Origin of the sequence: Burkholderia sp. Ac-20349 (assembly GCF_017104865.1) — a bacterium.
Classification (GTDB): Bacteria; Pseudomonadota; Gammaproteobacteria; order Burkholderiales; family Burkholderiaceae; genus Burkholderia; species Burkholderia aenigmatica.
This window is the reverse complement of record NZ_JAAGPM010000033.1, coordinates 24,753-48,582: the sequence shown is the minus strand read 5'-3', so window position 1 is coordinate 48,582 and position 23,830 is coordinate 24,753. Positions and strand designations below refer to the sequence as shown.

Annotated in this window: 20 protein-coding genes; 12 read left to right on the top strand and 8 right to left on the bottom strand. The window is 67.9% G+C overall.

Annotation, left to right across the window (positions count from 1 at the left end):
• Positions 1-21: 21 nt before the first annotated feature.
• On the bottom strand, positions 22-879 hold the full coding sequence (locus G3N61_RS13750) for an EamA family transporter (RefSeq protein WP_205822728.1): 858 nt from the start codon (positions 877-879) through the stop codon (positions 22-24).
• 403 nt (positions 880-1,282) lie between these two features.
• Here G3N61_RS13750 and G3N61_RS13745 point away from each other — a divergent pair, with 403 nt between their 5' ends.
• Positions 1,283-2,953 carry an alkaline phosphatase family protein gene (locus G3N61_RS13745; protein ID WP_089453024.1) on the top strand — a complete coding sequence of 557 codons (1,671 nt, stop codon included), beginning with the start codon at positions 1,283-1,285 and terminating at the stop codon, positions 2,951-2,953.
• 94 nt (positions 2,954-3,047) lie between these two features.
• Positions 3,048-4,457, top strand: coding sequence for a cytochrome c peroxidase (locus tag G3N61_RS13740; protein ID WP_205822727.1), 1,410 nt, complete (start codon positions 3,048-3,050; stop codon positions 4,455-4,457).
• A gap of 38 nt (positions 4,458-4,495) precedes the next feature.
• On the opposite strand, the gene G3N61_RS13735 is transcribed toward G3N61_RS13740, so the two are convergent.
• Complete coding sequence (locus G3N61_RS13735) at positions 4,496-5,764, bottom strand: glycosyltransferase (RefSeq protein WP_205822726.1); 1,269 nt, start codon at positions 5,762-5,764, stop codon at positions 4,496-4,498.
• 377 nt (positions 5,765-6,141) lie between these two features.
• Between G3N61_RS13735 and G3N61_RS13730 the strand changes: the two genes are divergently transcribed.
• The 4 genes from G3N61_RS13730 (at position 6,142) to G3N61_RS13715 (ending at position 10,249) form a co-directional block, all read left to right on the top strand.
• Complete coding sequence (locus tag G3N61_RS13730; RefSeq protein ID WP_089453026.1) at positions 6,142-6,852, top strand: GntR family transcriptional regulator; 711 nt, start codon at positions 6,142-6,144, stop codon at positions 6,850-6,852.
• Between the two features lie 71 nt (positions 6,853-6,923).
• Complete coding sequence (locus G3N61_RS13725) at positions 6,924-7,730, top strand: SDR family oxidoreductase (protein ID WP_205822724.1); 807 nt, start codon at positions 6,924-6,926, stop codon at positions 7,728-7,730.
• Between the two features lie 35 nt (positions 7,731-7,765).
• Positions 7,766-8,698, top strand: a complete 933-nt coding sequence (locus G3N61_RS13720) for a 3-keto-5-aminohexanoate cleavage protein (RefSeq protein WP_089453028.1) — start codon at positions 7,766-7,768, stop codon at positions 8,696-8,698.
• A 222-nt stretch (positions 8,699-8,920) separates the two neighbouring features.
• Positions 8,921-10,249 (top strand): MFS transporter, encoded by a 1,329-nt coding sequence (locus tag G3N61_RS13715; protein ID WP_205822722.1) that lies wholly within the window; start codon positions 8,921-8,923, stop codon positions 10,247-10,249.
• 66 nt (positions 10,250-10,315) lie between these two features.
• Here the strand turns inward: G3N61_RS13715 and G3N61_RS13710 are convergent, their stop codons facing one another.
• Together G3N61_RS13710 and G3N61_RS13705 are read right to left on the bottom strand one after the other, a co-directional pair.
• Complete coding sequence (locus G3N61_RS13710; protein ID WP_089453030.1) at positions 10,316-11,638, bottom strand: TIGR00366 family protein; 1,323 nt, start codon at positions 11,636-11,638, stop codon at positions 10,316-10,318.
• Between the two features lie 186 nt (positions 11,639-11,824).
• Positions 11,825-13,159 (bottom strand): chloride channel protein, encoded by a 1,335-nt coding sequence (locus tag G3N61_RS13705; RefSeq protein WP_205822720.1) that lies wholly within the window; start codon positions 13,157-13,159, stop codon positions 11,825-11,827.
• 460 nt (positions 13,160-13,619) lie between these two features.
• Between G3N61_RS13705 and G3N61_RS13700 the strand changes: the two genes are divergently transcribed.
• Together G3N61_RS13700 and G3N61_RS13695 are read left to right on the top strand one after the other, a co-directional pair.
• Positions 13,620-14,762 (top strand): porin, encoded by a 1,143-nt coding sequence (locus tag G3N61_RS13700; RefSeq protein ID WP_043183640.1) that lies wholly within the window; start codon positions 13,620-13,622, stop codon positions 14,760-14,762.
• 216 nt (positions 14,763-14,978) lie between these two features.
• Positions 14,979-15,281, top strand: a complete 303-nt coding sequence (locus G3N61_RS13695) for a DUF4148 domain-containing protein (protein ID WP_043183639.1) — start codon at positions 14,979-14,981, stop codon at positions 15,279-15,281.
• 135 nt (positions 15,282-15,416) lie between these two features.
• Here G3N61_RS13695 and G3N61_RS13690 read toward each other — a convergent pair whose 3' ends face one another.
• Positions 15,417-16,364, bottom strand: coding sequence for a LysR family transcriptional regulator (locus G3N61_RS13690; protein WP_043183638.1), 948 nt, complete (start codon positions 16,362-16,364; stop codon positions 15,417-15,419).
• Between the two features lie 201 nt (positions 16,365-16,565).
• Between G3N61_RS13690 and G3N61_RS13685 the strand changes: the two genes are divergently transcribed.
• Both G3N61_RS13685 and G3N61_RS13680 read left to right on the top strand, forming a co-directional pair.
• Positions 16,566-18,749: an FUSC family protein gene (locus tag G3N61_RS13685; protein ID WP_205822717.1), complete on the top strand. Its 2,184-nt coding sequence runs from the start codon at positions 16,566-16,568 to the stop codon at positions 18,747-18,749.
• A 137-nt stretch (positions 18,750-18,886) separates the two neighbouring features.
• The gene (locus tag G3N61_RS13680; RefSeq protein ID WP_205822715.1) at positions 18,887-19,099 is read left to right on the top strand and encodes a hypothetical protein; all 213 of its coding nucleotides are present in this window, start codon (positions 18,887-18,889) and stop codon (positions 19,097-19,099) included.
• Between the two features lie 129 nt (positions 19,100-19,228).
• Here the strand turns inward: G3N61_RS13680 and G3N61_RS13675 are convergent, their stop codons facing one another.
• Both G3N61_RS13675 and G3N61_RS13670 read right to left on the bottom strand, forming a co-directional pair.
• Positions 19,229-20,338, bottom strand: coding sequence for a P1 family peptidase (locus G3N61_RS13675; protein WP_205822713.1), 1,110 nt, complete (start codon positions 20,336-20,338; stop codon positions 19,229-19,231).
• Positions 20,339-20,418: 80 nt separating this feature from the next.
• Entirely contained in the window at positions 20,419-21,825 is a 1,407-nt protein-coding gene (locus tag G3N61_RS13670; protein ID WP_043183634.1) for an APC family permease, read from the bottom strand.
• Between the two features lie 141 nt (positions 21,826-21,966).
• Between G3N61_RS13670 and G3N61_RS13665 the strand changes: the two genes are divergently transcribed.
• Together G3N61_RS13665 and G3N61_RS13660 are read left to right on the top strand one after the other, a co-directional pair.
• Positions 21,967-22,767, top strand: coding sequence for a helix-turn-helix transcriptional regulator (locus tag G3N61_RS13665; protein WP_175024727.1), 801 nt, complete (start codon positions 21,967-21,969; stop codon positions 22,765-22,767).
• Between the two features lie 138 nt (positions 22,768-22,905).
• Entirely contained in the window at positions 22,906-23,289 is a 384-nt protein-coding gene (locus G3N61_RS13660) for a hypothetical protein (protein WP_205822711.1), read from the top strand.
• Positions 23,290-23,361: 72 nt separating this feature from the next.
• On the opposite strand, the gene G3N61_RS13655 is transcribed toward G3N61_RS13660, so the two are convergent.
• Complete coding sequence (locus tag G3N61_RS13655; protein WP_089453035.1) at positions 23,362-23,667, bottom strand: panthothenate synthetase; 306 nt, start codon at positions 23,665-23,667, stop codon at positions 23,362-23,364.
• Between the last annotated feature and the right edge of the window lie 163 nt (positions 23,668-23,830).

Here is a 23,830-nt window from a genome sequence, read left to right as displayed (position 1 = left end):
CCGCGCACCCCGCCGGCCCGCTCACCGCACCGCTTCAAACGCACTGATCAGCAACGCCCCCGCCGCGATCACGATGCAGCCGGCCGCCCGGCGCGGCGTCAGCCGCTCGCCGAGATACACGCGAGCGATCAGCGCCGCGAACACCACGCTCGTTTCGCGCAGCGCCGACACCGGCCCCATCGGCGCGCGATCCATCGCCCAGATCACGATGCCGTACGCGAGCGCCGCGAACACGCCGCCGCACGCCGCCTTCGCCGTTTCGCCGACATCCTGCGTCAGCCGCAGCGGCCCCGCCCGCAGCCGGTAGTACGCGGCCATCATCGCGCCCGTCAGCACGAACATCCACGCGGTATAGCCGACCGTGTTGCCGCTTTCCCGCACGCCGATCCCGTCGACCACGCTGTAGGCCGCGATCGACACGCCGGTCGCGAACGCGGTCGGCAGCACCTGCATCATCCGGTGCTTCGCGTCGCGCCCACGCTCCAGGCCGATCGCCATGATGCCCGCGCAGATCAGCACGAGCCCGGCTTGCGCGCCCGCATTCAGGTGCTCGCCCGCGAACGCCGCCGCGCCGAGCGTGACGAGCAGCGGCGCGGTGCCGCGCGCGACCGGATACGCGACGGTCAGGTCGCCGTGCTCGTATGCGCGCACCAGCAGCAGCGTGTACACGACGTGGAGCACGGCCGATGCGACGACATAAGGCCAGCTCGCGGGCGTGATCGGCGCGGCGGCCGGCAGGAACAGCAGCGCGAACAGCCCGATCGCGATCTGCAGCACCGTGGCCGACCGCAGCCGGTCGCCGCTGCTGCGGACGAGCGCGTTCCATGACGCATGCAGGAACGCCGCACACAGAACGGCAAACAAAACGGGGATCGGCACGATGAATACTCGCTGACGGTCGGCCACGCGAAATCGTCGCCGCAGAGTTTTCATCCTACGAATCCGTCATCCGATTGTCAAAAAACCGGTGCCGTATCGCATCGTGCGCGAACGGGGCGAAGGCGCCCTTTCGCCCGCCCCGCGCGGCATCCGGGGCAGCGGCCCCGCGCGCCGCGGAATGTGACGCCAAGGTGGCATGCGGTCTGCCCCTTTCCTTTCTCTTTCGCGCCGCATTCCGCCGTAATGAAATCGATACCGCAGCGCAATCGACGCGAAAACACTCCGTCCCCATATCTTCATACGCGACTGTTCCAATGCGCGTGCTCTCTCACGAGCTCCGCGCCGAACCGACACGGCGACGGGGCCGTTCTCCACCATCGAAGACCTTACCTGGAGTTTCCCGATGTTCCGTCAAGCCTTGCTCGTCACCGCCTGCGCTGCCGCAGCGCTGGCGCTGTTCGCCTGCGGCGGCAGCGATCCGACGTCGACGCCCGCCGTGTCGTCGCAGGATGCGCTGCAGACCGCCACGCCGATCAAGCACGTCGTCGTGATTTACGGTGAAAACATCTCGTTCGACCACTACTTCGGCACCTACCCGAACGCGACGAACCCGTCGGGCGAACCGGCGTTCACCGCCAAGACCGGCACGCCGACGCCCAACGGCCTGACGGGCACGCTGCTCACCGCGAACCCGAACTTCACGAACACGGCCAACGGCACCGACGCGGCGAACCCGTTCCGCCTCGACCGCACGCAGGCTGCGACCGCCGACCAGAACCATGCGTACACGGCCGAGCAGCAGGCCGAGGACAACGGCCTCGCCGACCTGTTCCCGAAATACACCGGCAAGGGCTCCTCCGGCGGCGCCGGCGCGTTCGGCACGAAGGGCCAGGTGATGGGCTACTTCGACGGCAACACCGTGACCGCGCTGTGGAACTACGCGCAGCGCTTCGCGATGAGCGACAACATGTACACGACGTCGTACGGCCCGTCGACGCCGGGCGCGCTGAACGTCGTGTCGGGCCAGACCAACGGGATGCAGGTCGTCAAGACGTCCGCGCAGCCGTCGACGCTCGCGAAGAGCTCGTACTACATCAATGACGGCCAGGGCGGCTTCACGATGATCAACGACGTCGACCCGGGCTACGACGTGTGCTCGAGCACGACCGACCAGGCGATGATGGCAGGCAAGAACATCGGCGACCTGCTGAACGGCGCGAAGATCACGTGGGGCGGCTTCATGGGCGGCTTCAACCTGTCGACGACGAACGGCAACGGCACCACGGGCTGCGCCCGCAGCACGGTCGCCACCGCCGTAAACGCCGCGACGTCCGACTACATCCCGCACCACAACTGGTTCCAGTACTACGCGTCGACCGCGAACCCGCAGCACACGCGCCCGAGCTCGGTCGCAGCGATCGGCTCGAGCCTGCAGACCGACGGCAAGACCGCCGAGCCCGCGAACCACCAGTACGACACGGACGACTTCTTCGCCGCCGTGAAGGCCGGCAACTTCCCGTCGGTCAGCTACCTGAAGGCCCCGGCCGCACAGGACGCGCACGCAGGCTATTCGGATCCGCTCGACGAGCAGGCGTTCGTGACGAAGGTCGTCAACTTCCTGCAGCAGCAGCCGGACTGGCAGAACACGGCCGTGATCGTCACCTATGACGACTCGGACGGCTGGTACGACCACGTGTACACGGCGCCGACGCGCGCGTCGTCGGACCCGGTCGACCAGGTCAACGGCAGCGGCAAGTGCGGCACGGGCGGCACCACCGGCGTGAACGGCGCGACCGTGAACGGCCGCTGCGGCCCGGGCGTGCGCATTCCGCTGATCGTGATCTCGCCGTACGCGAAGCAGAACTACGTCGACCACACGATGATCGACCAGTCGTCGGTCGTGCGCTTCATCGAGGACAACTGGCTCGGCGGCCAGCGCATCGGCGGCGGTTCGTTCGATGCAACGGCGGGCGACCTGCGCAGCCTGTTCGACTTCACGTCGAAGCCGAACACGACGCCGCTGTATCTCGACCCGACGCTCGGCACCGCATTGAGCGCGGCACCGGCGATCTGACCGGTACGTCGTGACCGCATGGCCGGCGCATCACGCGCCGGCCGTTTCCATTTAACGCGCCGCTTCGTGCGGCGCCCGATTTCCGACCGACAGCATGACAGCTCGCCCCGCGTTCCCGTCCCCCGACACCACCGGCACCCGCACGCCTTCCCGCCTCCTGCGCCGCACGGCGTTCGTGATCGGCGCCGCCGTGCTCGGCTACGGTGCATTCGCGATCGCGTTCCCCGCGCAGGTGCCCGCGGCGATCGGCACCGTCGTCGCCGACTGGACGGGCGCGAACCCGCATCCGGTCGTGCTGCAGCGGCCCGCCGCGCAGCCGCTGTCGGCAGTCGCACAGCTCGGCCGCGCGCTGTTCACCGATCCGTCGCTGTCCGCATCGGGCAAGCAGTCGTGCGCGTCGTGCCACAGCCCCGATCATGCATACGGCCCGCCGAATGCGCTCGACGTGCAGCCGGGCGGCCTCGCGATGACGCAGCAGGGCTATCGACCGCCGCCGTCGCTGATGTACCTGTACCGCCAGCCGAACTTCAGCATCGGCCCCGATGCCGGTGAAAACGACGCCGCGCCGACCGTCGCGCAACAGGCCGCGTCGGCGGCCAGCGTCGTCAAGGCGCAGAAGGTGGCCGGCACGTCGGCCGCGCCGCAGCTCGTGCCGCAGGGCGGGATGTTCTGGGACGGCCGCGCCGATACGTTGCAGCAGCAGGCGTTCGGCCCGCTGCTGAATCCGGTCGAGATGGCGAACGCCAGCATCGACGACGTCGCGCGCAAGCTCGCGCAGTCGTCGCACCGCGCGCAGCTCGAGCAACTGTTCGGCGCGCGCGTGTTCGACAGCCCGCAGCTCGCGGTGTCGGAAGCGATGTTCGCGATCGCGCGCTACCAGGTCGAGGATCCGTCGTTCCACCCGTACAACAGCAAGTACGACCGCTGGCTCGAAGGCCGCGCGCGACTGTCGCAGGCCGAGCTGCGCGGGCTGCGCCTGTTCAACGATCCGGACAAGGCGAATTGCGCGGGCTGCCACCTGTCGAAGCCCGGCAAGGACGGGCTGCCGCCGATGTTTACCGATTACCAGTACGAGGCGCTCGGCGCGCCGCGCAACAAGGAACTGGCGCAGAACCGCAACCCGGCGTTCTACGATCTCGGCGTGTGCGGGCCGTTCCGCGACGACCTGAAGGACCAGACGCAGTATTGCGCGATGTTCCTGACGCCGACGCTGCGCAACGCGGCGACGCGCCACGTGTTCTTCCACAACGGCGTGTTCCACACGCTCGACCAGGTGATGGCGTTCTACAACGAGCGCAGCATCTCGCCGCAGAAGTTCTATTCGCGCGGCGCGGACGGGAAGATCGACGAGTACGACGACATCCCGCCGAAATATCGTGCGAACGTCGACGTGACCGATGCGCCGTTCGACCGCAAGCCTGGCGACAAGCCCGCGATGACGGCGCAGGATATCAAGGATATCGAAGCGTTCCTCGGCACGCTGAACGACGAGCCGGTGCGGTAAACCGCACGCGCCCCGCGCGTGGCACCCGCGCGCAGCGGTCAGCCGGCGCGCTGCACCCTCGTGTGCGCGTGCTGGCGAAGCTGGCCCGCCCGTTTCACGCGAATCGCGTCGATGCATGCGTCGAGCCGCCGGTTGCTTTCCGCGATGCCGAAGCATGCGGCGCGATCGAACGAGCGCGCGGCGAGATCCGCCCGCAGCACATCGTCGGACAGCAACTGCGCCATCGCATTGGCCAGCGCGTCGACGTCGCCGACCGACACCAGCAGCCCCGCGCGACCGTGATCGAGAATCTCGCGCGGCCCGGTCGGGCAGTCCGTCGACACGATCGCCTTGCCGAGCGCGAGCGCCTCGATCAGCACCATCGGCATCCCTTCGTTCTTCGAGCTCAGGACCAGAATCGACGCGCCCGCCATCAACGGATGCGGGTTGTCCATCTGCCCCATGAAATGCACCCGCGCACCGATGCCGAGCGTATCCGCCAGACGCGTGAGTTCGTCGCGATACGCGCCGTCGCCGGCCAGCACGAGATGCTCGGGCACGTCGCGCTGCGCGACGAGTTGCGCATACGCGCGCAGCAACGTGCGGTGATCTTTCTGGAGCTCGTCGAGCCGTGCGACGGAGACGATGTACGGGACCCCGCCGGGCAGTGCCGGGCGCGGCGCCGTCGCGTTTGCGCGAATCGCGTCGATGTCGATGGCGTTGGGCAGCACCGTCACCTGTTGCAGGCGGTCGCCGAACATCCGGTCGGCTTCGTCGCCCATCTGCGGGTTCAGCGCGGCAATGCTGTCGTAGCGGCTGTACTGGTCGAGCAGGCGGCGCACGCGGCGGCCCTGGCCGCCGAGCCGTGCAACGAAGCTGAAGTGGTTGACGCCGATCCAGGCCACCCCGAACCGGCCGGCCAGGCGCCGCAGCGACAGGTCGTAGTCGACGATGACGTCCACGTTGCGCGCGAGTTCGGCAACGCGCCGCCCGATGTGAGGGCGCACCGCGAGCGCACCGTGAAGATCGCGCGCGATCCGGCCCGCCTTGCCGAGCTTGTGCGCGTGACGGCGATCCTGGAAGTAGCGCAGCCACTGCGGACCCACCAGGATCTCGATCGGGATGTCTGCCGGGATCAGCGCGCGAAAGCGCTGCGCCAGCATCGGCGACGCGTACGTAATCGACAGGACCGCGCGGAAACGCTGGCGGTCGAGGATCCGCAGCCACTGGATCAGGGACGATTCGATCCCGCCGTTGCCGAAATCGGTCACATGAAACAGGACCCGCACGCGCGCGTCCTCACCCTCGATATACCCCTGTTTAGTCATGATTTTTCTTGGTACTGCGAATGTGATCCGTTGTTCGAAGGTATGCCAGGCTCGCTCTCGGCGCCTTTATAACATAGCGCCTTTCGCTCGCCAAGCAACGAACGGCTGACGGCCTGCAACGTTTGAATCTGCCGGTGCAAGCGCCCCCGCCGCGGCTCCGCAGTCCCCCACCTGTAAGAAACAGTGTCGATTGCGGCCGCCCCATATCGAACGGCCCGGAACGAATGGAAGTCATGGCCGTACCGGCCAGCGAGCCCTTCGCCTGCCCCCTCGTTTTCCCCGATCCCGTTCGCCTTGACTCCACGCCCTCCCGCGACCACACTTCGCACATTGCAAGTGTGATCACAGATCGCAGATCAAACCCAGGAGAACCCGCCTTGGCGCCACGTATCGTCCCGCCCGCCCTCAAAGCCATCGAACAGGAAACGATGGCCGACAAGGTCTACCAGCAACTGCGCGAAGCGCTGATGAGCGGCCGTTTCGCGCCCGGACAGGCGTTGAGCCTGCGCAGCGTCGCGGAGGCGGTCGGTTCGTCGACGATGCCCGTGCGTGCCGCGCTCACGCGGCTGCGCGCCGAACGCGCACTGGTCGACGGCCCGAACCGCGCGCTCGTCGTGCCGCCGATGACGCTCGACATGCTCGACGAACTGCGCGACGTGCGAATCGCGCTCGAAGGCTGCATCGCCGAACGCGCATGCGCCCGAATGACCGATGCGCAGATCGCCGCCGTCCGCAAGACCTGCGAGACGATGCAGGCACACGTCGAGGCCGGCCGGTCGCGCGCTTACCTGCAAAGCAACTTCGCCTTCCACAGCGCGATCTACGCACACGGCGCGAGCGAAAGCACGCTCGCGATCGTCGAGAACCTGTGGATGCGCGTCGGGCCGTTCCTCAACATGGTCGCGCTCGACATCCCGCACATGCGGCGCTCGATGGATGCGCACCGCGCGATCGTCGATGCGCTCGAGCGGCGCGACGGCACGGGCGTACGCGCCGGCATCGCACTCGACATCGGCGGCGCCGCGCACGACCTTGCCGAGACGCTGCGTGCCGAACAGACGCCGCGCACCGCGAACGCGAAACCATAGCGGCCGTGTGCCGCGATCGCCCGATCGCGGGCGGCCGCATCCGACAACATCAACGATGGAGACAACCCGGCATGACAGCTTCCGACCTGCTGAAACCCTATGACGGCCTGCGCGTCCTCGTGACGGGCGGTGCCTCGGGCATCGGTCTCGAAATCGCGGACGCGTTCGCGGAGTGCGGCGCGCGTGTGCATGTCTGCGACGCATCGCAGGCCGCGATCGCCGCGCTCGCCGACCGGCCGCCGCGCGCCGGAGCAAGCGCGATTGGTGCGACGCTGGCCGACGTATCCGATCCGGCTGCCGTCGCGCGGGTGTTCGACGACGTATCGGCCACGCTCGGCGGCCTCGACGTGCTCGTCAACAACGCAGGCATCGCCGGCCCGACCGGCGGCATCGACGAAATCGATCCCGTGCAGTGGGAGCAGACGGTCGCGATCAACCTGAACGCGCAGTTCCAGTTTGCGCGCCGCGCGGTACCGCTTCTGCGCGAATCGAAACACGGCGGCGCCATCATCGCGCTGTCGTCGGTCGCGGGCCGGCTCGGATATGCGTTCCGCACACCCTACGCGGCGACCAAGTGGGCCGTGGTCGGCCTCGTGAAAAGCCTCGCGATCGAACTCGGGCCGCTCGGCATCCGCGTGAACGCGATCCAGCCCGGCATCGTGCGGGGCCCCCGGATGCGCCGCGTGATCGATGCGCGCGCGCAGCAGCTCGGCGTCAGTTACGACGAGATGGAAAAGCGCTATCTGGAGAAGATCTCGCTGCGGCGCATGACCGATCCGGCCGAGATCGCCGCGACCGCGCTGTTCCTGTGCTCGCCGGGCGGACACGGGATCACCGGACAGGCGATCTCCGTCTGCGGCAACGTCGAAGTGCTCTGACGCCTCCTGCATCGCTCACCGAAGGGATTCCCTCCATGGCAAACGCTCGCAAAGTCATCATCACCTGTGCGCCGACCGGCGCGATCCATACGCCTTCGATGTCGCCGTACCTGCCCGTGACGCCGCACGAGATCGAGACGGCCGCCGTCGCGGCTGCCCGGGCCGGCGCGGCGATCCTGCACCTGCACGCCCGCAATCCGTCCGACGGCAAGCCGACCCAGGATCCTGCCGTGTTCGCCGAATTCCTGCCGCGCATCAAGGCGCAGACGGATGCCGTGATCAACCTGACGTCGGGTGGCAGCCCGCACATGACGGTCGACGAGCGGCTGCAGCCTGCGCTGCATTTCCAGCCCGAGGTCGCGTCGCTGAACATGGGCTCGATGAACTTCGGGCTGTACCCGATGCTCGAGCGCTTCCGCGAGCTGAAGCATCCGTGGGAACGCGAACATCTGGAGAAGAGCCGTGACCTCGTGTTCAAGAACACCTTCGCCGACATCGAGACGATCCTCACGCGCTGCGGCGCGAACGGCACGCGCTTCGAATTCGAGTGCTACGACATCTCGCACCTGTACAACCTCGCGCATTTCGTCGACCGTGGGCTCGCGAAGCCGCCGTTCTTCGTGCAAAGCGTGTTCGGCCTGCTCGGCGGGATCGGCGCGCACCCCGAAGACCTGATGCACATGCGCCGCACGGCCGATCGCCTGTTCGGCGGCGACTACGTCTGGTCGATCCTCGGGGCCGGCCGCAACCAGATTCCGCTCGCGACGATCGGCGCCGCGCAGGGCGCGAACGTGCGCGTCGGGCTCGAGGATTCGCTGTGGATCGCGCCCGGCCAGCTCGCGGAATCGAGCGCGGCGCAGGTATTGAAGATGCGGCAGGTGCTCGAAGGCCTGTCGCTGGACATCGCGACGCCGGCCGAGGCGCGCGCGATGCTCGCACTCAAGGGGGGCGACGCGGTGAATTTCTGATCGCCGCTTCGCGCCCCAACACCAGGACCCGCAAGCGCAGTGACAAGGCGCCGGCCGCAGCCGGCCGGCGCCAGGACGCCCATCATCGCCCCGCTCCGTTCGAGCGCCGCCGGCGCGGCTCCGTCGTCTGCCCATCCGCTGCGCACGTCGCAGCGGCATCTGCCGAACGCGGCGCGCCGTGCTTGCCGCGCGCGCCGGTTCGCCCTTACCGGAGTCGTCCGCATGTCCACACCTCAAGCCCAGGCCCTGCCGTCCGCCACCGGCGACGCAAGCGCGTCGCTGAACCGGCTGCTGTTCCGCAAACTGATGCCGCTGCTGATCGCCGCCTACGTGATCAGTTTCCTCGACCGCACCAACATCGCGTTCGCCAAACACTCGATGGGCGTCGATCTCGGCATTTCGTCGGCCGCGTACGGGCTCGGCGCGGGCCTGTTCTTCCTGACCTATGCGCTCTTCGAGATCCCGAGCAATCTGGTCATGCATCGCGTCGGCGCGCGCTTCTGGATCACGCGCATCATGATCACCTGGGGCGCACTGTCGGTCGCCATGGCGTTCGTCCGCGGCGAAACGTCGTTCTACGTGATGCGCCTGCTGCTCGGTGCCGCCGAGGCCGGCCTGTTTCCCGGCGTGATGCTGTACCTGACGTACTGGTTCGGCCGCGAAGAGCGGGCGCGCGCAACCGGCTACTTCCTGCTCGGCGTGTGCATCGCCAACATCGTCGGCGGGCCGCTGGCCGGCGCGCTGATCGAACTCGACGGCTCGCTCGGCTTCCACGGCTGGCAATGGCTGTTCGTCGTCGAAGGCATCCCGGCGATCCTGCTCGCGTTCGTCGTGTGGACGCGCTTGCCGGACCGCCCGAGCGCCGCGCCGTGGCTCTCCGCGGAAACCGGCCGTGCGCTCGAGCGCACGCTGGCCGCGGAACAGGATGCGGGCGTCGCCGCGCACGGCGGCCATGCGTTCGGTTCCGCGCTGCGCGATCCGCAGATCTGGCTCGCGATCTTCGTGTACTTCTGCCATCAACTGACGATCTACACGGTGATCTTCTTCCTGCCGGGCATCATCGGCGCGTCGGGGCGCTTCTCGCCGTTTGCAGTCGGGTTGCTGACCGCACTACCGTGGCTCGCCGCAGCGATCGGGGCCGGGACCCTGCCGCGCTTCGCACGCGAGTCGCGTCATTCGCGGCTGATGCTGTGCGCGGGGCTGGTCGTGATGGCGGCCGGGATGGTCGGCGCCGCACATGTGTCGCCTGTCGCCGGGCTCGCCTGCGTGTGCGTGGCCGCGTCGATGTTCTTCGTCGTGCAATCGATCGTGTTCACCTTTCCCGCGTCGCGGCTCGCCGGCAGCGCGCTGGCCGGCGGGCTCGGGCTCGTGAATACCTGCGGGTTGCTCGGCGGCTTCGTCGGGCCGACCGTCGTCGGTGCGATCGAACAGGCCACCGGCAATGCGAAGAACGGGCTGACGCTGCTGGCGGCCGCGCTCGTCGTCGCGGCGTTCGCGAGCCTGGCGCTGCGTCACGGGCACGAGCATGCCGATGCGCGGTCGCACGGTTGACCGCCCACGCCATTCAAACCGGCGCGATGCGCGCGTCAAACGCCGCCCGCATCGCGCCCTGCCGCGTCAGAACAGATACATCCCCGCGATGAACACGACGCCCGAGAACAGCAGCGTCGTCACGCAATACCCCATGATGTCGCGCACGCCGAGCCCGGCGATCGCCAGTGCGGGCAGCGCCCAGAACGGCTGCGCCATGTTGGTCCACGCCTCGCCGTACGCGATCGCCATCGCGGCCTTGCCGAGATCGGCGCCGAGCGCTTGAGCCGCCGGCATCACGAATGGGCCCTGCACGACCCAGTGGCCGCCGCCGGACGGCACCGCGAAGTTGATCACGGCCGAACTCAGGAACGCGAGCAGCGGGAACGTATGCACGTTCGCGATATCGACGAACCACTTCGTGATCACGCCCGCGAGCCCCGAGTGATCCATCAGCGCCTGGATGCCCGCATAGAACGGGAACTGGATCATGATCCCCGACGCGCCGCGCGCCGCGCCGGCCACCGCGCGCGCATAGGCCATCGGCGTCCGGTGCAGCAGGATGCCGGCCGCGAGGAATGCGAGGTTCACGGTGTCGATGTCGAGCGCGAAGCCCTTCTGCACGAACTTCAGCACGAGGAACGCCGCGCACAGCGCCGCGACGAGGACCGACAAGGCGCGGCTCTCCTCCATCCGCTCCGCGAACGTCGCGTCGGGCCCGAGCTGGCGCTCGACGCTCGGCGGTTCGGCGAGCAGCGCCGGATCGACGCTGACGACGTCGCCGGGCTTCGGCATCATCATGCGCGCGAGAAACGGCAGCATCACGATCAGGCCGATCGTGATGAACGCGTTGTAACCGGTGAAGATTGTCTGCGACACGGGAATCAGCCCGATGGTCTTCTCCATCGGATTGCCCTTCGTGGCCGCGACGAGCGGCACCGAACCCGACAATCCGCCGTGCCAGCTCAGGAAGCCCATATACGCGGACGCCACGAGCAGACGGTAATCGCTGCCGGCGACACGGCGCGCCACTTCACGCGCGAGCATGGCGCCGAGCACGAGGCCGAAGCCCCAGTTGATCGCGCAGGCGAGCGCGCCGACGAACGCAACGAGCATCACGCCCTGCCCCGGCGTGCGTGCGGTGCTCGCGAGCGCGACGAGCATGCGCTTCACGGGCGGCGAGCTTGCGAGCGCGTGGCCGGTGACGAGAATCATCACCATCTGCATCGAGAACGCGAGCAGGTTCCAGAAACCCGAACCCCACATCGTCGTGAGCTGCGCGGGCGTATTCGGCGTCAGGCCGAACGCGAGCGCGAACGTGACGATCGTCAGCAGGATGGCGAAAATCAACGGGTCGGGCAACACGCGGTGAACCACCTGCGTGAAAAAGCGGGAAATGCGCTGAATCAACTTGAGCTCCTCGTTTCCTGATAGGGACGTCCGCGCGTGTCGTTGTTGGTTGAGGCGCGGAAACGCGCGGATTCTTGCACAGAACCGGCGAACGCGCTTGGGCGCGCGCGGCCGTGGAAACGGAGCGGAAAACAGCGACCGGCGGTGCAGCCGGCACCGCCGGTGACAAGGACAGATGCGCGTGCGTTAGCGAACGGCCGTCGCAGGTGTGCTCACGGTTGCAACCGAATCCACGCGCCGCTCGGCCAACCGCTGCGCGAACCGGTACGCGACGAGCGACCCGGCCACGGCAAGCAGCATCGGCACGAGGCTGTCGTGATCCGCGCGCGTGAATTCGGCCAGCAGCACGACCGCCGTGATCGGCATCTGCATCGACGCGGCGAGAAACGCGGTCGCGCCGACCAGCGCGCATCCGCCGATCGACGCACCCGGCCACACGAGGCTCCACAGCCCGCCCAGCACGACGCCGAGCAGCGCGCCGTTCGCGAGGCCCGGCGTCAGCAGGCCGCCTTCGGCGCCCGCCCGCAGGCTGCCGGCCTCGATCAGCACCTTCAGCACGAGCAGCGCCGCGGCAAGGCCGATCGTCAGCGTGCCGTCGAAGCCCAGCGACGCCGGGCCCTTGCCGTTGCCGAGCAATTGCGGAAACCGCATCGCGAGCACGCCGATCGCCGCGAAATTGAGCAGCGCGAGCACGGGCAGCCGCCCGTCTTTCGGCGCGTTCGCCCGGGCTCGCGTCGTGAGCCGCACGAAGCCGTAGGCGGCCAAGCCGAACAGCGGCCCGCAGACGATCGACCACGCCACCAGCGGCGTGCTCAGCACGAACGCCGGCACCGTGTACTGATGCTCGTTGCCGAGGCCGATCCACGCGACGGCCGCCGCGATCGCCGACGTCGCGACCGCCACGACCAGCGCGCGCAGTTCGAACGTGCCGAGCAGCACTTCGAGCACGAAGATCGCGCCGCCGAGCGGCACGTTATAGACGGCCGCGAGGCCCGCGCCGGCGCCGCACGCGACCATCAGCCGGCAATCGTCGGGCGTGAGCCCCGCGCGATGCGCCAGCCGCCCGGCAAGCAGCGAACCGATCTCGCGCGGGGCGACTTCGCGGCCGAGCGGCGAGCCGAGCGCGACGGTGACGATCTGCAGCAGCGCGTGAACCGTCGTACTGACGAACGGCATCCGCGGATCCGCCGCGCGCACCGCGCGGCGGATGCTGACGAGCGGCCGGCCATACCGGTACAGCGCCCACCACCCGCCGCCGGCGACGATCCCGCAGACGGTCAGCACCGCGAGCCGGCGCAGCGGATCGGCGCCGGTCACGCCGCTGAGGAAACTCTCGGTGCCGATCACGTGCGCGACGCTGTAGCCATACGCGACGTGCTGGATCGCATGCAGCAGCAGCGCGAGCAGCATGCCGCCGAGGCCCGCACCGACGCCGGTCAGGATCGTGACGACGGCCACGCGCGCGAACGGGCTGGCGGCCGGCGAAGAAGAGGCGGGAGCGGACGGGAGATCGAGGCGCATGGGGTCGGCGAATGGGATCGAAAAGACGGCGCGCAACACGCGCGCCGTCGTCAGGACCGCATCGTAGGCCGGCGCTCATCATGAGACAAACGTATTTTTCGAATCGACTCATGCATTTGGTGAATACATAAAGACAGGCAGTCCATCACCCTTCGTCGTCCTTCGCCGCCCTCAATCCGGATACGCGACGCGCGCCTGTCGCGCCGATCAACCGCCGTGCCGCGCCCCGCGCATGTTGCAACGACGCGACAGGCGCACCGCGATGAACGGATGCCAGCCGCATGCGATCACGCAAGAACTGCCATCGTCTCGCGCGCGCGGCGCGTCGTGTCAGTTTTGTGAAGGACTCTTGCCGGATCCGGAAAGGTGCGCTCGCGGCCCCCGGTGGCCTTGCGCGCGCGAGGCATTCCTATACTTGCGCCGAACTTTCGTTCCCAGTCCCACACGCAGGAGCCTTGACTTGAAAAAAACCCTCATCGCCGGCGCATGCACCGCCGCGCTGTTCGCCCCGCTCGCTCACGCACAGAGCTCCGTGACGCTGTACGGCCTGATCGATGCCGGCATCGTCTACACCAACAACGCCAACGGTGCGTCGCTGTGGCGCCTGAACAGCGGCACCGTCAACGGCAGCCGCATCGGGTTTCGCGGCACCGAAGATCTCGGCGGCGGCCTGAAGGCGCTGTTCGTGCTCGAGAACGGCTTCAACGTGAACAACGGCGGGCTCGGGCAGGACGGCAAGCTGTTCGGCCGCCACGCGTACGTCGGCCTGAGCCAGAGCGGCTATGGCACGCTGACGCTCGGCCGCCAGTACGACACGATGGTCGACTTCGTCGCGCCGCTGTCGGCCACGGCCGGCGACTTCGGCGACACGAGCTTCGCGCATCCGTTCGACAACGACAACCTGAACCACTCGCTGCGCATCAACAACGCGGTCAAGTACACGAGCGAGACCTACGCGGGCTTCAAGGTCGGCGCGATGTACGCGTTCTCGAACGCGACCAGCTTCGGTGCGAACCGCGCGTACAGCGTCGCGGCGAGCTACACGAACGGCCCGCTGAAGCTGGCCGGCGCGTACCTGCAGATGAACGGCACGAAGGGCTCGACGAGCGCGAGCCCCGGCGCGACCGATGCGGCCGAAGCGAAGAGCCTGAACCAGGGTGGCTGGTCGATCGGCTCGGACCGCATGCGTTCGTACGGCGGCGGCATCAGCTACGGGTTCGGCCCGGCCACCGTCGGCTTCGTCTATACGCGCTCGCAGTACGACAACACCGGCTCGTTCGGCTCGACCGGCCAGGTCGCGTTCAACAACTACGACGTGAACGTGCGCTATGCGGTGACGCCGGCCGTCAGCCTCGGCGCGGCCTACGTGTACACGGACGCCAGCGTGTCGAACCCCGACAGCAAGCACGGCACCGATCCGAAGTGGCATCAGGTCGACCTGCAGGCCGTCTACAAGCTGTCGCGCCGCACGGACGTGTACGCGGAAGCGATGTATCAGCACGCATCGGGCCGCGGCTACCAGGCGTTCATCAACGGCTCGGGCGGCGCATCGAGCACGGCGAACCAGATCGTCGGCACGATCGGCATGCGCACGCGCTTCTGACCGGCGCGCGGCAGCGTCGCCCGTTGGCCACGCACCCGCGTTCTTACGCGGGTGCGTTCGCCGCGGGCGGCTTGCACCAATGTTGTTCCATCTGGAAGGCTGCCTGCCTGGAATCGGGGTTTTTACGCGCGCGGGTGCTGCGTAGACTGCCAGCAAAGGTCGGGGTCACGCATCGCGCGTCGAACCGGCCGCCCACCCCGTCCCCAGGAGAACCTCGTGAAATCGCTCGTCGTTACCGCCGCCGCTGCCGTCCTGCTCGCTGCACCGGCCCTGTCCTTCGCCCAGTCGGCACAGTCGCCCGTCACGCGCGCGCAAGTGCTGCAGGAGCTCATCGATCTCGAATCGGTCGGCTACAACCCGGCGCGCGGCGAAGTGAACAACTATCCGGACGACATCATGGCGGCGCAGGAACGACTCCACGAAAAGCGTCTCGCGGAACAGAAGGCCGCGCATGCCGCGTACGGCCCGGCCGGCGAACCGGCAACGGAGTCGGGCGCGGCGGCAAAGCCCGCGCTGTAACGGCACGACGATGCGCCGCGCCCGCGTGAACGATGTGCCGCGGGCGCGGCGCAGATTGCATTCGCGTTCGTGTGGTTTGCTTGAAGGTTTGCTTGAAGAGAAAAAGCCGGCAGAACGCCGGCGCGCGTCCGCCGCTCAGGCGGCCTGCGGTTCGCGATCGATCGCGTTGAGCATCTCGACGTCGCGCGCAATCATTCCCGGCACCTGGGCACGCAGCATCTCGACCCAGGTCCGCACCTTCGCATCGACGAAGCGGCGCGACGGATACAGCGCGTAGACGTTCATCTTCTGCAGGATATGCGCGGGCAGCACGCGGACGAGCGTGCCGTCGCGCAGCGCATCGATCGCCGAGTACAGCGGCAGCATGCCGATCCCGATGCCGTCGCGGATCGCGAGGGCGAGCGATTCGGCCGTATTGGTCTGCACCGGCCCCGCGACGTGGATCTGCTCGACGCCTTCGGGCCCTTCGAGCACCCATTCGTGCGTCGGGAACGCCGGCGTGCACAGCGTCAGGCACGCGTGCGCGGCGAGATCCTGCGGACGAACCGGCGCGCCGTGGCGTTTCACATAGTCGGGCGACGCACACAGGATGCTGAAGGTCGAGCCGAGCAGGTGCGACACGAGTTCGGAATCGGGCAGCGACGAAGCGGTCACGACGGCCATGTCGCTCGTGCCGTCGAACAGGTCGGGCATGCGCTGCGACAGCGACAGCTCGATCGACACGTCCGGAAACTGCGCGTGATAGCGCGTCAGCGTGGGCAACACATAGTGATGGCCGACGCTCGCGAAGCTGTGCATGCGCAGCACGCCGGCCGGCCGTTCGTGCGCGCAGCTCGCCTCTTCTTCCGCGCGGTCGACGTCGGCGAGGATCTGGCGGCAGCGCCGCAGATAGCTTTCGCCGGCTGACGTGAGCGCGAGACGGCGCGTCGAACGATTCATCAGACGGGTGCGCAGGCGCGCTTCGAGCTCCGACACCGCGCGCGACATCGCGCCCGTCGTCGAGTTCAGCGATTGCGCGGCGGCGGTGAAACTGCCCGTTTCGACGACGCGCGAAAACACCCGCATGTTTTGTAGGGTATCCATTCCTGTGAGCAACCTGTAGCGGAGCCGCTATTTTCCTCCACTGGATGCGACAGATTGTTACTCCGGCTGCAACTATCGTTTCCCCGCAGCTGCGTTAATGCGCGGGCGCCGCACTCCTACAATCGGCGCCTCACCAGTCGAACGGACCGTTCGGACAAGCCGCGGCACCCCGCCCGGCGCCGTACGAGCCCCACCCCAGTCATGAAGCCATCACCTGCGATCGAGCGACCTTCCATCGAACCGGCACGATGGAGGACCTGGCTCGATCCACTCGGCGACGCCGCGCGCGACTGGGCCGCGAGCGACGGGCTGATCTGGCTGCACCTCGCGAAAACCGTACTCGCGGCGCTCCTCGCGATGGGCATCGCGATGCGCCTGGAAATGTCGCAGCCGCGCACCGCGATGACGACCGTATTCGTGCTGATGCAGCCGCTGTCGGGGATGGTGTTCGCGAAGAGTTTCTACCGCGTGCTCGGCACGGCGGCCGGCCTCGTCGCCGCGCTCGCGCTCGGCGGGCTGTTCGCGCAGCAGCCCGAGCTGTACATGGCCGGCATCACGCTGTGGATCGGCACCTGCATCGCGCTCGCGGTGCGCAACCGTCACTTCCGCTGGTACGGCTTCGTGCTCGCCGGCTATACGGCCGCGCTGATCGGCCTGCCGTCGGTGATGACCCCGCAGACGCTGTTCCAGTCCGCGCTCACCCGCGCCGCGGAAGTCGCGCTCGGCATTGCGTGCTCGGGCGCGGTCAGCGCGCTGATCCTGCCGCTCAGCTCCGCGAAGGCGCTGATGCGCTCGCTGGGCACCCGCCATGCGACGTTCGCGGCGTTCACGGCCGGCGCGCTCGCAGGCGACGTCGCACGCGGCGATTTCGAGCGGCGCTTCGCCGATTTCGTCGACGATATCGTCGGCTTCGAGGCGAACCGCGCGTTCGCGTCGTTCGAGGATCCGCACATTCGCGCGCGCAGCCGCCGCCTCGCGCGGCTGAACAGCGAGTTCATGAACGCGTGCACGCGGCTGCATGCACTGCACCAGCTCGTCAAGCGGCTACGCGCCAATGGCTCGGACGCGGTGCTCGATGCGCTGGCGCCGCATGTCGACGCGCTCGCGCAGCGCTTCGCCGCGCTGCGCGACGAGCGACAGCGCGGCATCGCGCCGGCCACCGGCGCACTGCTCGAACTGCGCCGCTTCCACAGCGCGTTGCCGAAAGCCGCGCGCGCGTCGCGCCGAGACATCGAGGCGCATGCGGCCGGCGGCCTGCTCGACTTCGATACGGCAATCGAGCTGCTGTACCGCTTCATCGGCGAATATCTCGGCTACGCCGACACCTATGCATCGCTCGACCAGGACGATCACGCATTCGAGCGCTCGGTCACGCATTACGCAGTGAAGACCAATTCGTTCTTCGTCGGGTTCGCGTTCCTGCGCACGATCGTCGCCGTCGGCGCGATGAGCGCGTTCTGGCTCGCGTCCGAATGGCCGAGCGGCCCGCTCGCCGTGATCGCCACCGCGATCGCGTGCGCACTCAGCTCGACGTCACCGCGCGCGCCGAAGTTCGTCGCGCAGATGAGCGTCGGCGCGGCATTCGCGACCGCCATCGGCTATGTGTTCCTGTGCTACGTGTATCCGAACATCGACGGCTTCCCGCTGCTGTGCGCCGTGCTCGCGCCGGTGCTCGGTCTCGGCGCGTTTCTCGCGATGCGGCCGGGACTGTCCGGCTACGGGATCGGCTTCGCGGTGTTTTTCTGCCTGCTCGCGGGGCCCGACAACGTGACTGCATACACGCCCGAGGTGCTGATCAACAACGGCCTGGCGATCGTCATCGCGATGCTCGCGTGCTCGCTCGTATTCGCGGTCGTGTTCCCGACCCACATGCCGTGGCTCACCGGCCGCATCGCGCACGACCTGCGCCGCCAGGTCACGCTGGCATGCGAAGGGGCAACGGACGGCCTCGCGCAGCGCTTCCAGTCGAGCACGCACGACCTGATGGCGCAACTGCGCACGCTGCTCGTGCGGCGCACGCGACAGCATCGCGACGCGATGCGCTGGATGCTGTCGACGCTCGAGGTCGGCCACGCGGTGATCGACCTGCGCGACGAACTGAACGCGTTCTCCGCATCGAAACCGCCGCAGACACTGCGCTGGACCGGCTCCGTCGAAGCGGTGCTGCACGAGCTGCCGCGCTTCTTCGACGATCCGACGCCCGGCCATCATGCGCGCACGCTGAAATCGGTGAATCTCGCGATCCGCGCGGCGCAGCACACGCTGCAGGCGTGGTATTCGGTGCCCGACGAGCGGCACCGCATGCAGCGGATCGTCGGCTGCCTGCACTTCATGCGCAGCGCGCTGCTGGACAAGGACGCGCCGTTCAACCGGCATCGCCATTGACGATCGGTGCGTGCGCAACGTGATCCTTGTTCCGGATGGAAATAAGCTCTACAGCCGCGGTGATTAATCTTTAAGCAGTACGAGCCTATAGTTTCCTCACTGCCAGCGAGACTGGCACTCACCCAGGAGAAACCAAAATGAAGCCGCTGCACCTCGCCCTCGTTGCCCTGTCGCTCACCGCTGCTGTTGCTCACGCACAGCCGGCACCGGCAGACGTCGCACAGCAACAGGCGAACCGCGCTGAAGCCGTCGCAACCGCCGGCCGCGTCGATCGTGCGCAATCGAAGCAGGAAGACCCGAACGCCTGTGTCGGCCCCGTCAGCTTCTGCAACATCTACTTCGGCAGCTGAGCATGACGCCGCGTCGTCACGGCCAGGCCTGCACCGCCCGCACTGCTTGCGCGGGCGAGCGGCGGCCCGGCCGATCGCCGCATCGCCGCGCCCCCTCACGCCGCTTCGATTGAAGCGGCGCATGCCGTTTCAGACGCCGCGCCCCGGCCGCCAACCCACCTCGCGCAACGCATCCAGCAAGCGCGCCTGCCCCAGCCCCTCGACTCGCGCACCGCGCGACTCGACGTCGCCGCCCGCGACGAGCGCATTCACGATCGCTTCCTCCACCGCCTCCGCCGCCGCAACGAACAGCGCGGAAATATGGTCGTTGTTGACCATCTTCACGCCGGTCGTCGGTGCCCCCTTGCTGCCGTAGTTCGCCGCCGGCAGGCCGTCGTTGCCCGTTGCAAACGCAAGGAAGATGTCGCCGCTCGAATCCTCCGTGCCGCCGCCGACGCGCGCCAGCCCGACGCTCGCACGCTGCGCAAGGCGCGTGCACTGGTGCGGCAGCAGCGGCGCGTCGGTGGCGATCGTCACGACGATCGAGCCCATCCCGGCCTCGCCTTGCGCGTCCGGCGCACGGAACGGCGAAGGCACGTGCCGCAGCACTTCGCCGACCGGGTAGCCGGCCACGCGCAGCATCTCGCGCACGCCGTAGTTCGCCTGCACGAGCGCGCCGACGGTCCAGCCGCCCGCCTCGGCCGAAAGCACGCGCGACGCGGTGCCGATGCCCCCCTTGAACTCGTGGCAGATCATCCCGGTACCGCCGCCCACGCCGCCTTCGGCGACTGGCCCCGACTGTGCGGCGGCCAGCGCGCGCTGCACGTGCGCGGCGCTCACGTGCTGCCCCCAGATGTCGTTCAGCAGCCCGTCGTAGGTTTCCATCACGACCGGCATGCACCAGTACACGCGGCCGGCCGCCGCTTCGCGCTCGTTCGCGACGAGCGCATCGCGTACCGCGCCGACGCTGTGCGTGTTCGTATAGGCGATCGGCGTGGTCAGCAGGCCGGCCTCGCGGATCCATTCGAGCCCCGTCGCGTCGCCGTTGCCGTTCAGCACGTGCACGCCCGCGAAACACGGCGAATCGTGCGCGGCGCCCGCCCGCGGCTCGATGACGGTGACGCCGGTGCGGATCGACGCGTCGCCGTTCTCGACGTTCAGCGTGCAATGTCCGACCCGCACGCCCGGAACGTCCGTGATCGCGTTGAAGCGGCCCGGTGTGCCGAGTCCGATGCGGATGCCGAGATCCCTCGTGCGCATGATGCAATTCCTCCAGTCTTTCAATGGTTCGGTGTTTCAGTGTTTCGGTGTTTCGGTGCGGCAAGCGTTCGATCCGGCGCTCAGAGCGTACGGAAGGCTTCGCTGTGGCGCGCCCAGACTGCATACATCACGAGCGCGGCGATCAGCAATCCCGCGATGATGATCAGGTCGGTCGGTTTCGTCGCCGTTGCGAGCGTCGTGTAGAGCGTATACGCGGCGCCGGCTACCGCGACGAGCGGCGTCACGGGCCACAACGGCATCCGGTAATGGTGTTCGACGTCACGGCGCACGAACCGGCTCGCGAGCGCGGCCAGGCCGACGACCAGATAGATCAGCAGCAGCAGGTCGACCGTGAACGCGGTCAGCTCGTCGAGGCTCGACACGAACACGAGCCCGGCCGACGGCACCGCGAGCGCGAGGGTGGCGAGCCAAGGCGATTCGAAGCGCGGATGGATCGTCGAGAATGCGCGGTTGCAGGTGCGCGACCAGAGCGCGTGCCGGCCGCTGCTGTACAGCAGTCGGCCCATCGTGATCACGATCGCGATGATCGCGTTGAATACCGACAGGAAAATCCCGCCGCTGACCACGCGCGACACGGCCGGATTGCTCAGCGAACGCACCACATAGCCGATCGGGTCGGCGCTCTTCGTCAGTTCCGTCAGCGACGGCGCGCCGAGCACGATCGCGGTGAGCGGAATCAGTTCGACGACGAGGATCACGAGCAGCGAGTAGATCACCGCCTTCGCGACATTGCGGTTGCCGCCGCGCAGGTCTTCCGCGAGATAGGCGGCCGAGCCGAAGCCGTTGTAGCAGAAGATCGCAGTGCCGATCGCCGGGACGATCGCGGCCAGCGTCGCCGGCACGAGCGCGTTGCCGCTCGCGACGACCGGTGCGACCAGCACGTCGGCGCCGCGATGCGGCGAACCGAAGCCGAGGCCCGCGATCAGCATCAGCACGCCGATCTCCACCACCAGGAACGCGCCCGTGATCCACGCGTTCGTCTTGATGTTCAGCATGCCGAGCAGGTAGCTGAGCAGCACGATCGTCAGCGCGACCGACTGGTTGCTGAAGTGCGTGCCGAGCGCGTTGTTCAGGTAAGGCGCGGCGCCGCTAGCGAGCACGGCCGGGATGAACACGCTGACGGACAGCACCGTGATGAAGGTCAGGTAGCCGGGCAGCGTGCCGAACACGCGCTTGGCCATCACGTACTCGCCGCCCGCGCTGCGGTGCGCGGCGCTGAGCTCCGCGTAGCAGAGCGCGAACGCCAGCGCGAGCACGCCGCCGAGCAGGAACGACAGCACGGCGCCGCTGCCGGCCTGCTGGATCGCGAATGGCGCGATCACGAAGATCGAGCTCGCGGGCGTCACGCCCGAGACGGTGATCATCACCGCATCGCGCACGCTGAGCGTCTGCGACAGCGCGCGCGGCGCGTCTTCCGTTGCAGGCGCCGCTTGCAGCGTGCCCGTCGATTCCGACATCATCGCCATTTCGTTCTCCTGTGCTTGGGCCAATCCTTTGCCACTTTTTTTTGAACGCCCATACTCGGGCCCGATTGATTGCGTGGCAGTCTAGGAAGCCAATTTCAGGACCGCTATTCCCCCTTCGTGTTACGCCCTTCCGGTGGTGGTATGGATCGTCTCTTTTCCGAAATCGCGATGCACCAGGCGCTCGGCCGCGCAATCGATCATCTCGGCCAGCCGCGTTTCTGGCGGTTCCTGGTGCTGCTGCTCAATGAAATGGTGCCGTTCGACAACGCGCTCGCGACCGCGATCGGCCCCGACGGCGTGCCGCTCGTGCTCGACGAATACGACACGGGCGGCACCGATGCCGCATCGCCCGTGCCGCTCTACCTGAACGGCGTGTATCTGCTCGACCCGTTCCTGCAGGCCGCGCACGACGGGCTCGCCGACGGCTGCTACCGGCTCGAGGAAGTCGCGCCCGACCTGTTCCGGCAGAGCGAATATTTCCTGAGCTACTTCCGCGATGCGGTCGGCGACGACGAGATCCAGATCCTCGTGCGGCCGAACGCCGACATGCTGCTGTCGCTGTCGCTCGGCGCGGGCGCGCGGTTCGACGTCGAGCCGCTCGGCAAGCTGACGGCCGCAATGCCGTGGGTGCTCGCGGCGATCCGGCAGCACTGGCGGCTGGTGGGCGACGCGGCACGCGCGGCGCCCGACGCCGATCTCGGCGCGCGGGTCGAGCAGGCGCTCGCCCGCTTCGGTGCGGGCGTGCTGACCGATCGCGAGATGTCGATCGCGCGAATGGTGCTGCGCGGCAATTCGTCGAAGGCGATTGCCGAGCGGCTCGCGATCTCACCCGAAACGGTGAAGGTGCACCGGAGGCATCTTTACGCAAAGCTCGGGATCTCGTCGCAACCTGAGCTGTTTTCGCGGTTCATCCAGGCGCTGGGGGAAGACGCGGCCGGATGACCGCGTCGATGCTGATGGATGGCAACCGGCGCGGAATCGGGCACACTCCGTCAAGCGCCACATGCCGTGTCCATCCCGCGACACCGATGCGGACGCTCCGTCGACAACAAGATTGCCCGAAAACAGGAATCCCGATTCATGTCGCTCATTCCGATCATGGGACTTGGCTGGCTGTTTCTGTGCGCGATCAGTGCCGCATCGATCGTGCTCGTACCGCCCGTGGTGCTGGTTGCCTGGTTGATGGGGAAGAACATCTGGTCGATCCTGACCCGTGGCCGGCTGCAGTTCGCGTTCCTGGCCTACCTCGGTTCCGCGCCGGTGCCGGCCGTCTTCACGTTCCTGCTGGAAATCGGCGCCACGGCTGGGAATCACGGTGGCACGGCGTCCGCCAGCGAGTATCAATGGAACCAACGGTTCTTTTTCGTGTTCGTCGCCGCGGCGGCACTGAGCGGCCTGCTGTTGCTATTGCGACCGAAAGACAGGCAAGCGGCGAACGTCGAACCGCCGCAGCCTGCGCATTAGTCGGCGCGCGATCGCCGCGCCATGTCGCCTGCCCGGTTCTCGAGCAGGCGCAGGGGCATGTGCAGCTTCCCGCTACTTCCACTTCGCACCGAGTTGCGCGAGCCCGGCGTTCCGGAGATCGTCCGGCAACATCACCACGCGGAACTCGCAGTCCGCATTCAACATCAGGAACCACGGCTCCGCGAGCGCCGGGATCTGCGACGGATCATTCACGTCGACGATCACGACGGCCCCGCGCCCGCCGCTCTGCTCGGTGAAATACACGGCCTCCGGCTTGACCGCTTCGAGTATTCGCCCGATCACGTCGCCGACGCTGCCGTCGCGCACCAGCGTGTTGAACGGCTCGTGAGGGATTCGTATGTTGAGAAGCATGCGCATGACCATCCTCCTTGGGCTCCGCCCGGCCTGGGCCCTTCAAGCATAGGTGCTGCGCGATGCCGCGCCAGTGGCGCCACGAGCATTGGCCGATTCGCATTCACATTCCGACGATTCGATGACACCGCATCGCGCGAACGCCGATCGTGAGCGACGCGTAAATCCG

Coding starts and splice junctions, on each gene's coding strand:
- G3N61_RS13745 (WP_089453024.1), top strand. CDS start 1,283: ATGTTCCGTCAAGCCTTGCTCGTCACCGCCTGCGCTGCCGCAGCGCTG.
- G3N61_RS13675 (WP_205822713.1), bottom strand. CDS start 20,338: ATGCGCACGAGGGATCTCGGCATCCGCATCGGACTCGGCACACCGGGC.
- G3N61_RS13670 (WP_043183634.1), bottom strand. CDS start 21,825: ATGGCGATGATGTCGGAATCGACGGGCACGCTGCAAGCGGCGCCTGCA.
- G3N61_RS13740 (WP_205822727.1), top strand. CDS start 3,048: ATGACAGCTCGCCCCGCGTTCCCGTCCCCCGACACCACCGGCACCCGC.
- G3N61_RS13680 (WP_205822715.1), top strand. CDS start 18,887: ATGAAGCCGCTGCACCTCGCCCTCGTTGCCCTGTCGCTCACCGCTGCT.
- G3N61_RS13690 (WP_043183638.1), bottom strand. CDS start 16,364: ATGGATACCCTACAAAACATGCGGGTGTTTTCGCGCGTCGTCGAAACG.
- G3N61_RS13705 (WP_205822720.1), bottom strand. CDS start 13,159: ATGCGCCTCGATCTCCCGTCCGCTCCCGCCTCTTCTTCGCCGGCCGCC.
- G3N61_RS13655 (WP_089453035.1), bottom strand. CDS start 23,667: ATGCGCATGCTTCTCAACATACGAATCCCTCACGAGCCGTTCAACACG.
- G3N61_RS13660 (WP_205822711.1), top strand. CDS start 22,906: ATGTCGCTCATTCCGATCATGGGACTTGGCTGGCTGTTTCTGTGCGCG.
- G3N61_RS13720 (WP_089453028.1), top strand. CDS start 7,766: ATGGCAAACGCTCGCAAAGTCATCATCACCTGTGCGCCGACCGGCGCG.
- G3N61_RS13685 (WP_205822717.1), top strand. CDS start 16,566: ATGAAGCCATCACCTGCGATCGAGCGACCTTCCATCGAACCGGCACGA.
- G3N61_RS13715 (WP_205822722.1), top strand. CDS start 8,921: ATGTCCACACCTCAAGCCCAGGCCCTGCCGTCCGCCACCGGCGACGCA.
- G3N61_RS13725 (WP_205822724.1), top strand. CDS start 6,924: ATGACAGCTTCCGACCTGCTGAAACCCTATGACGGCCTGCGCGTCCTC.
- G3N61_RS13735 (WP_205822726.1), bottom strand. CDS start 5,764: ATGACTAAACAGGGGTATATCGAGGGTGAGGACGCGCGCGTGCGGGTC.
- G3N61_RS13665 (WP_175024727.1), top strand. CDS start 21,967: ATGGATCGTCTCTTTTCCGAAATCGCGATGCACCAGGCGCTCGGCCGC.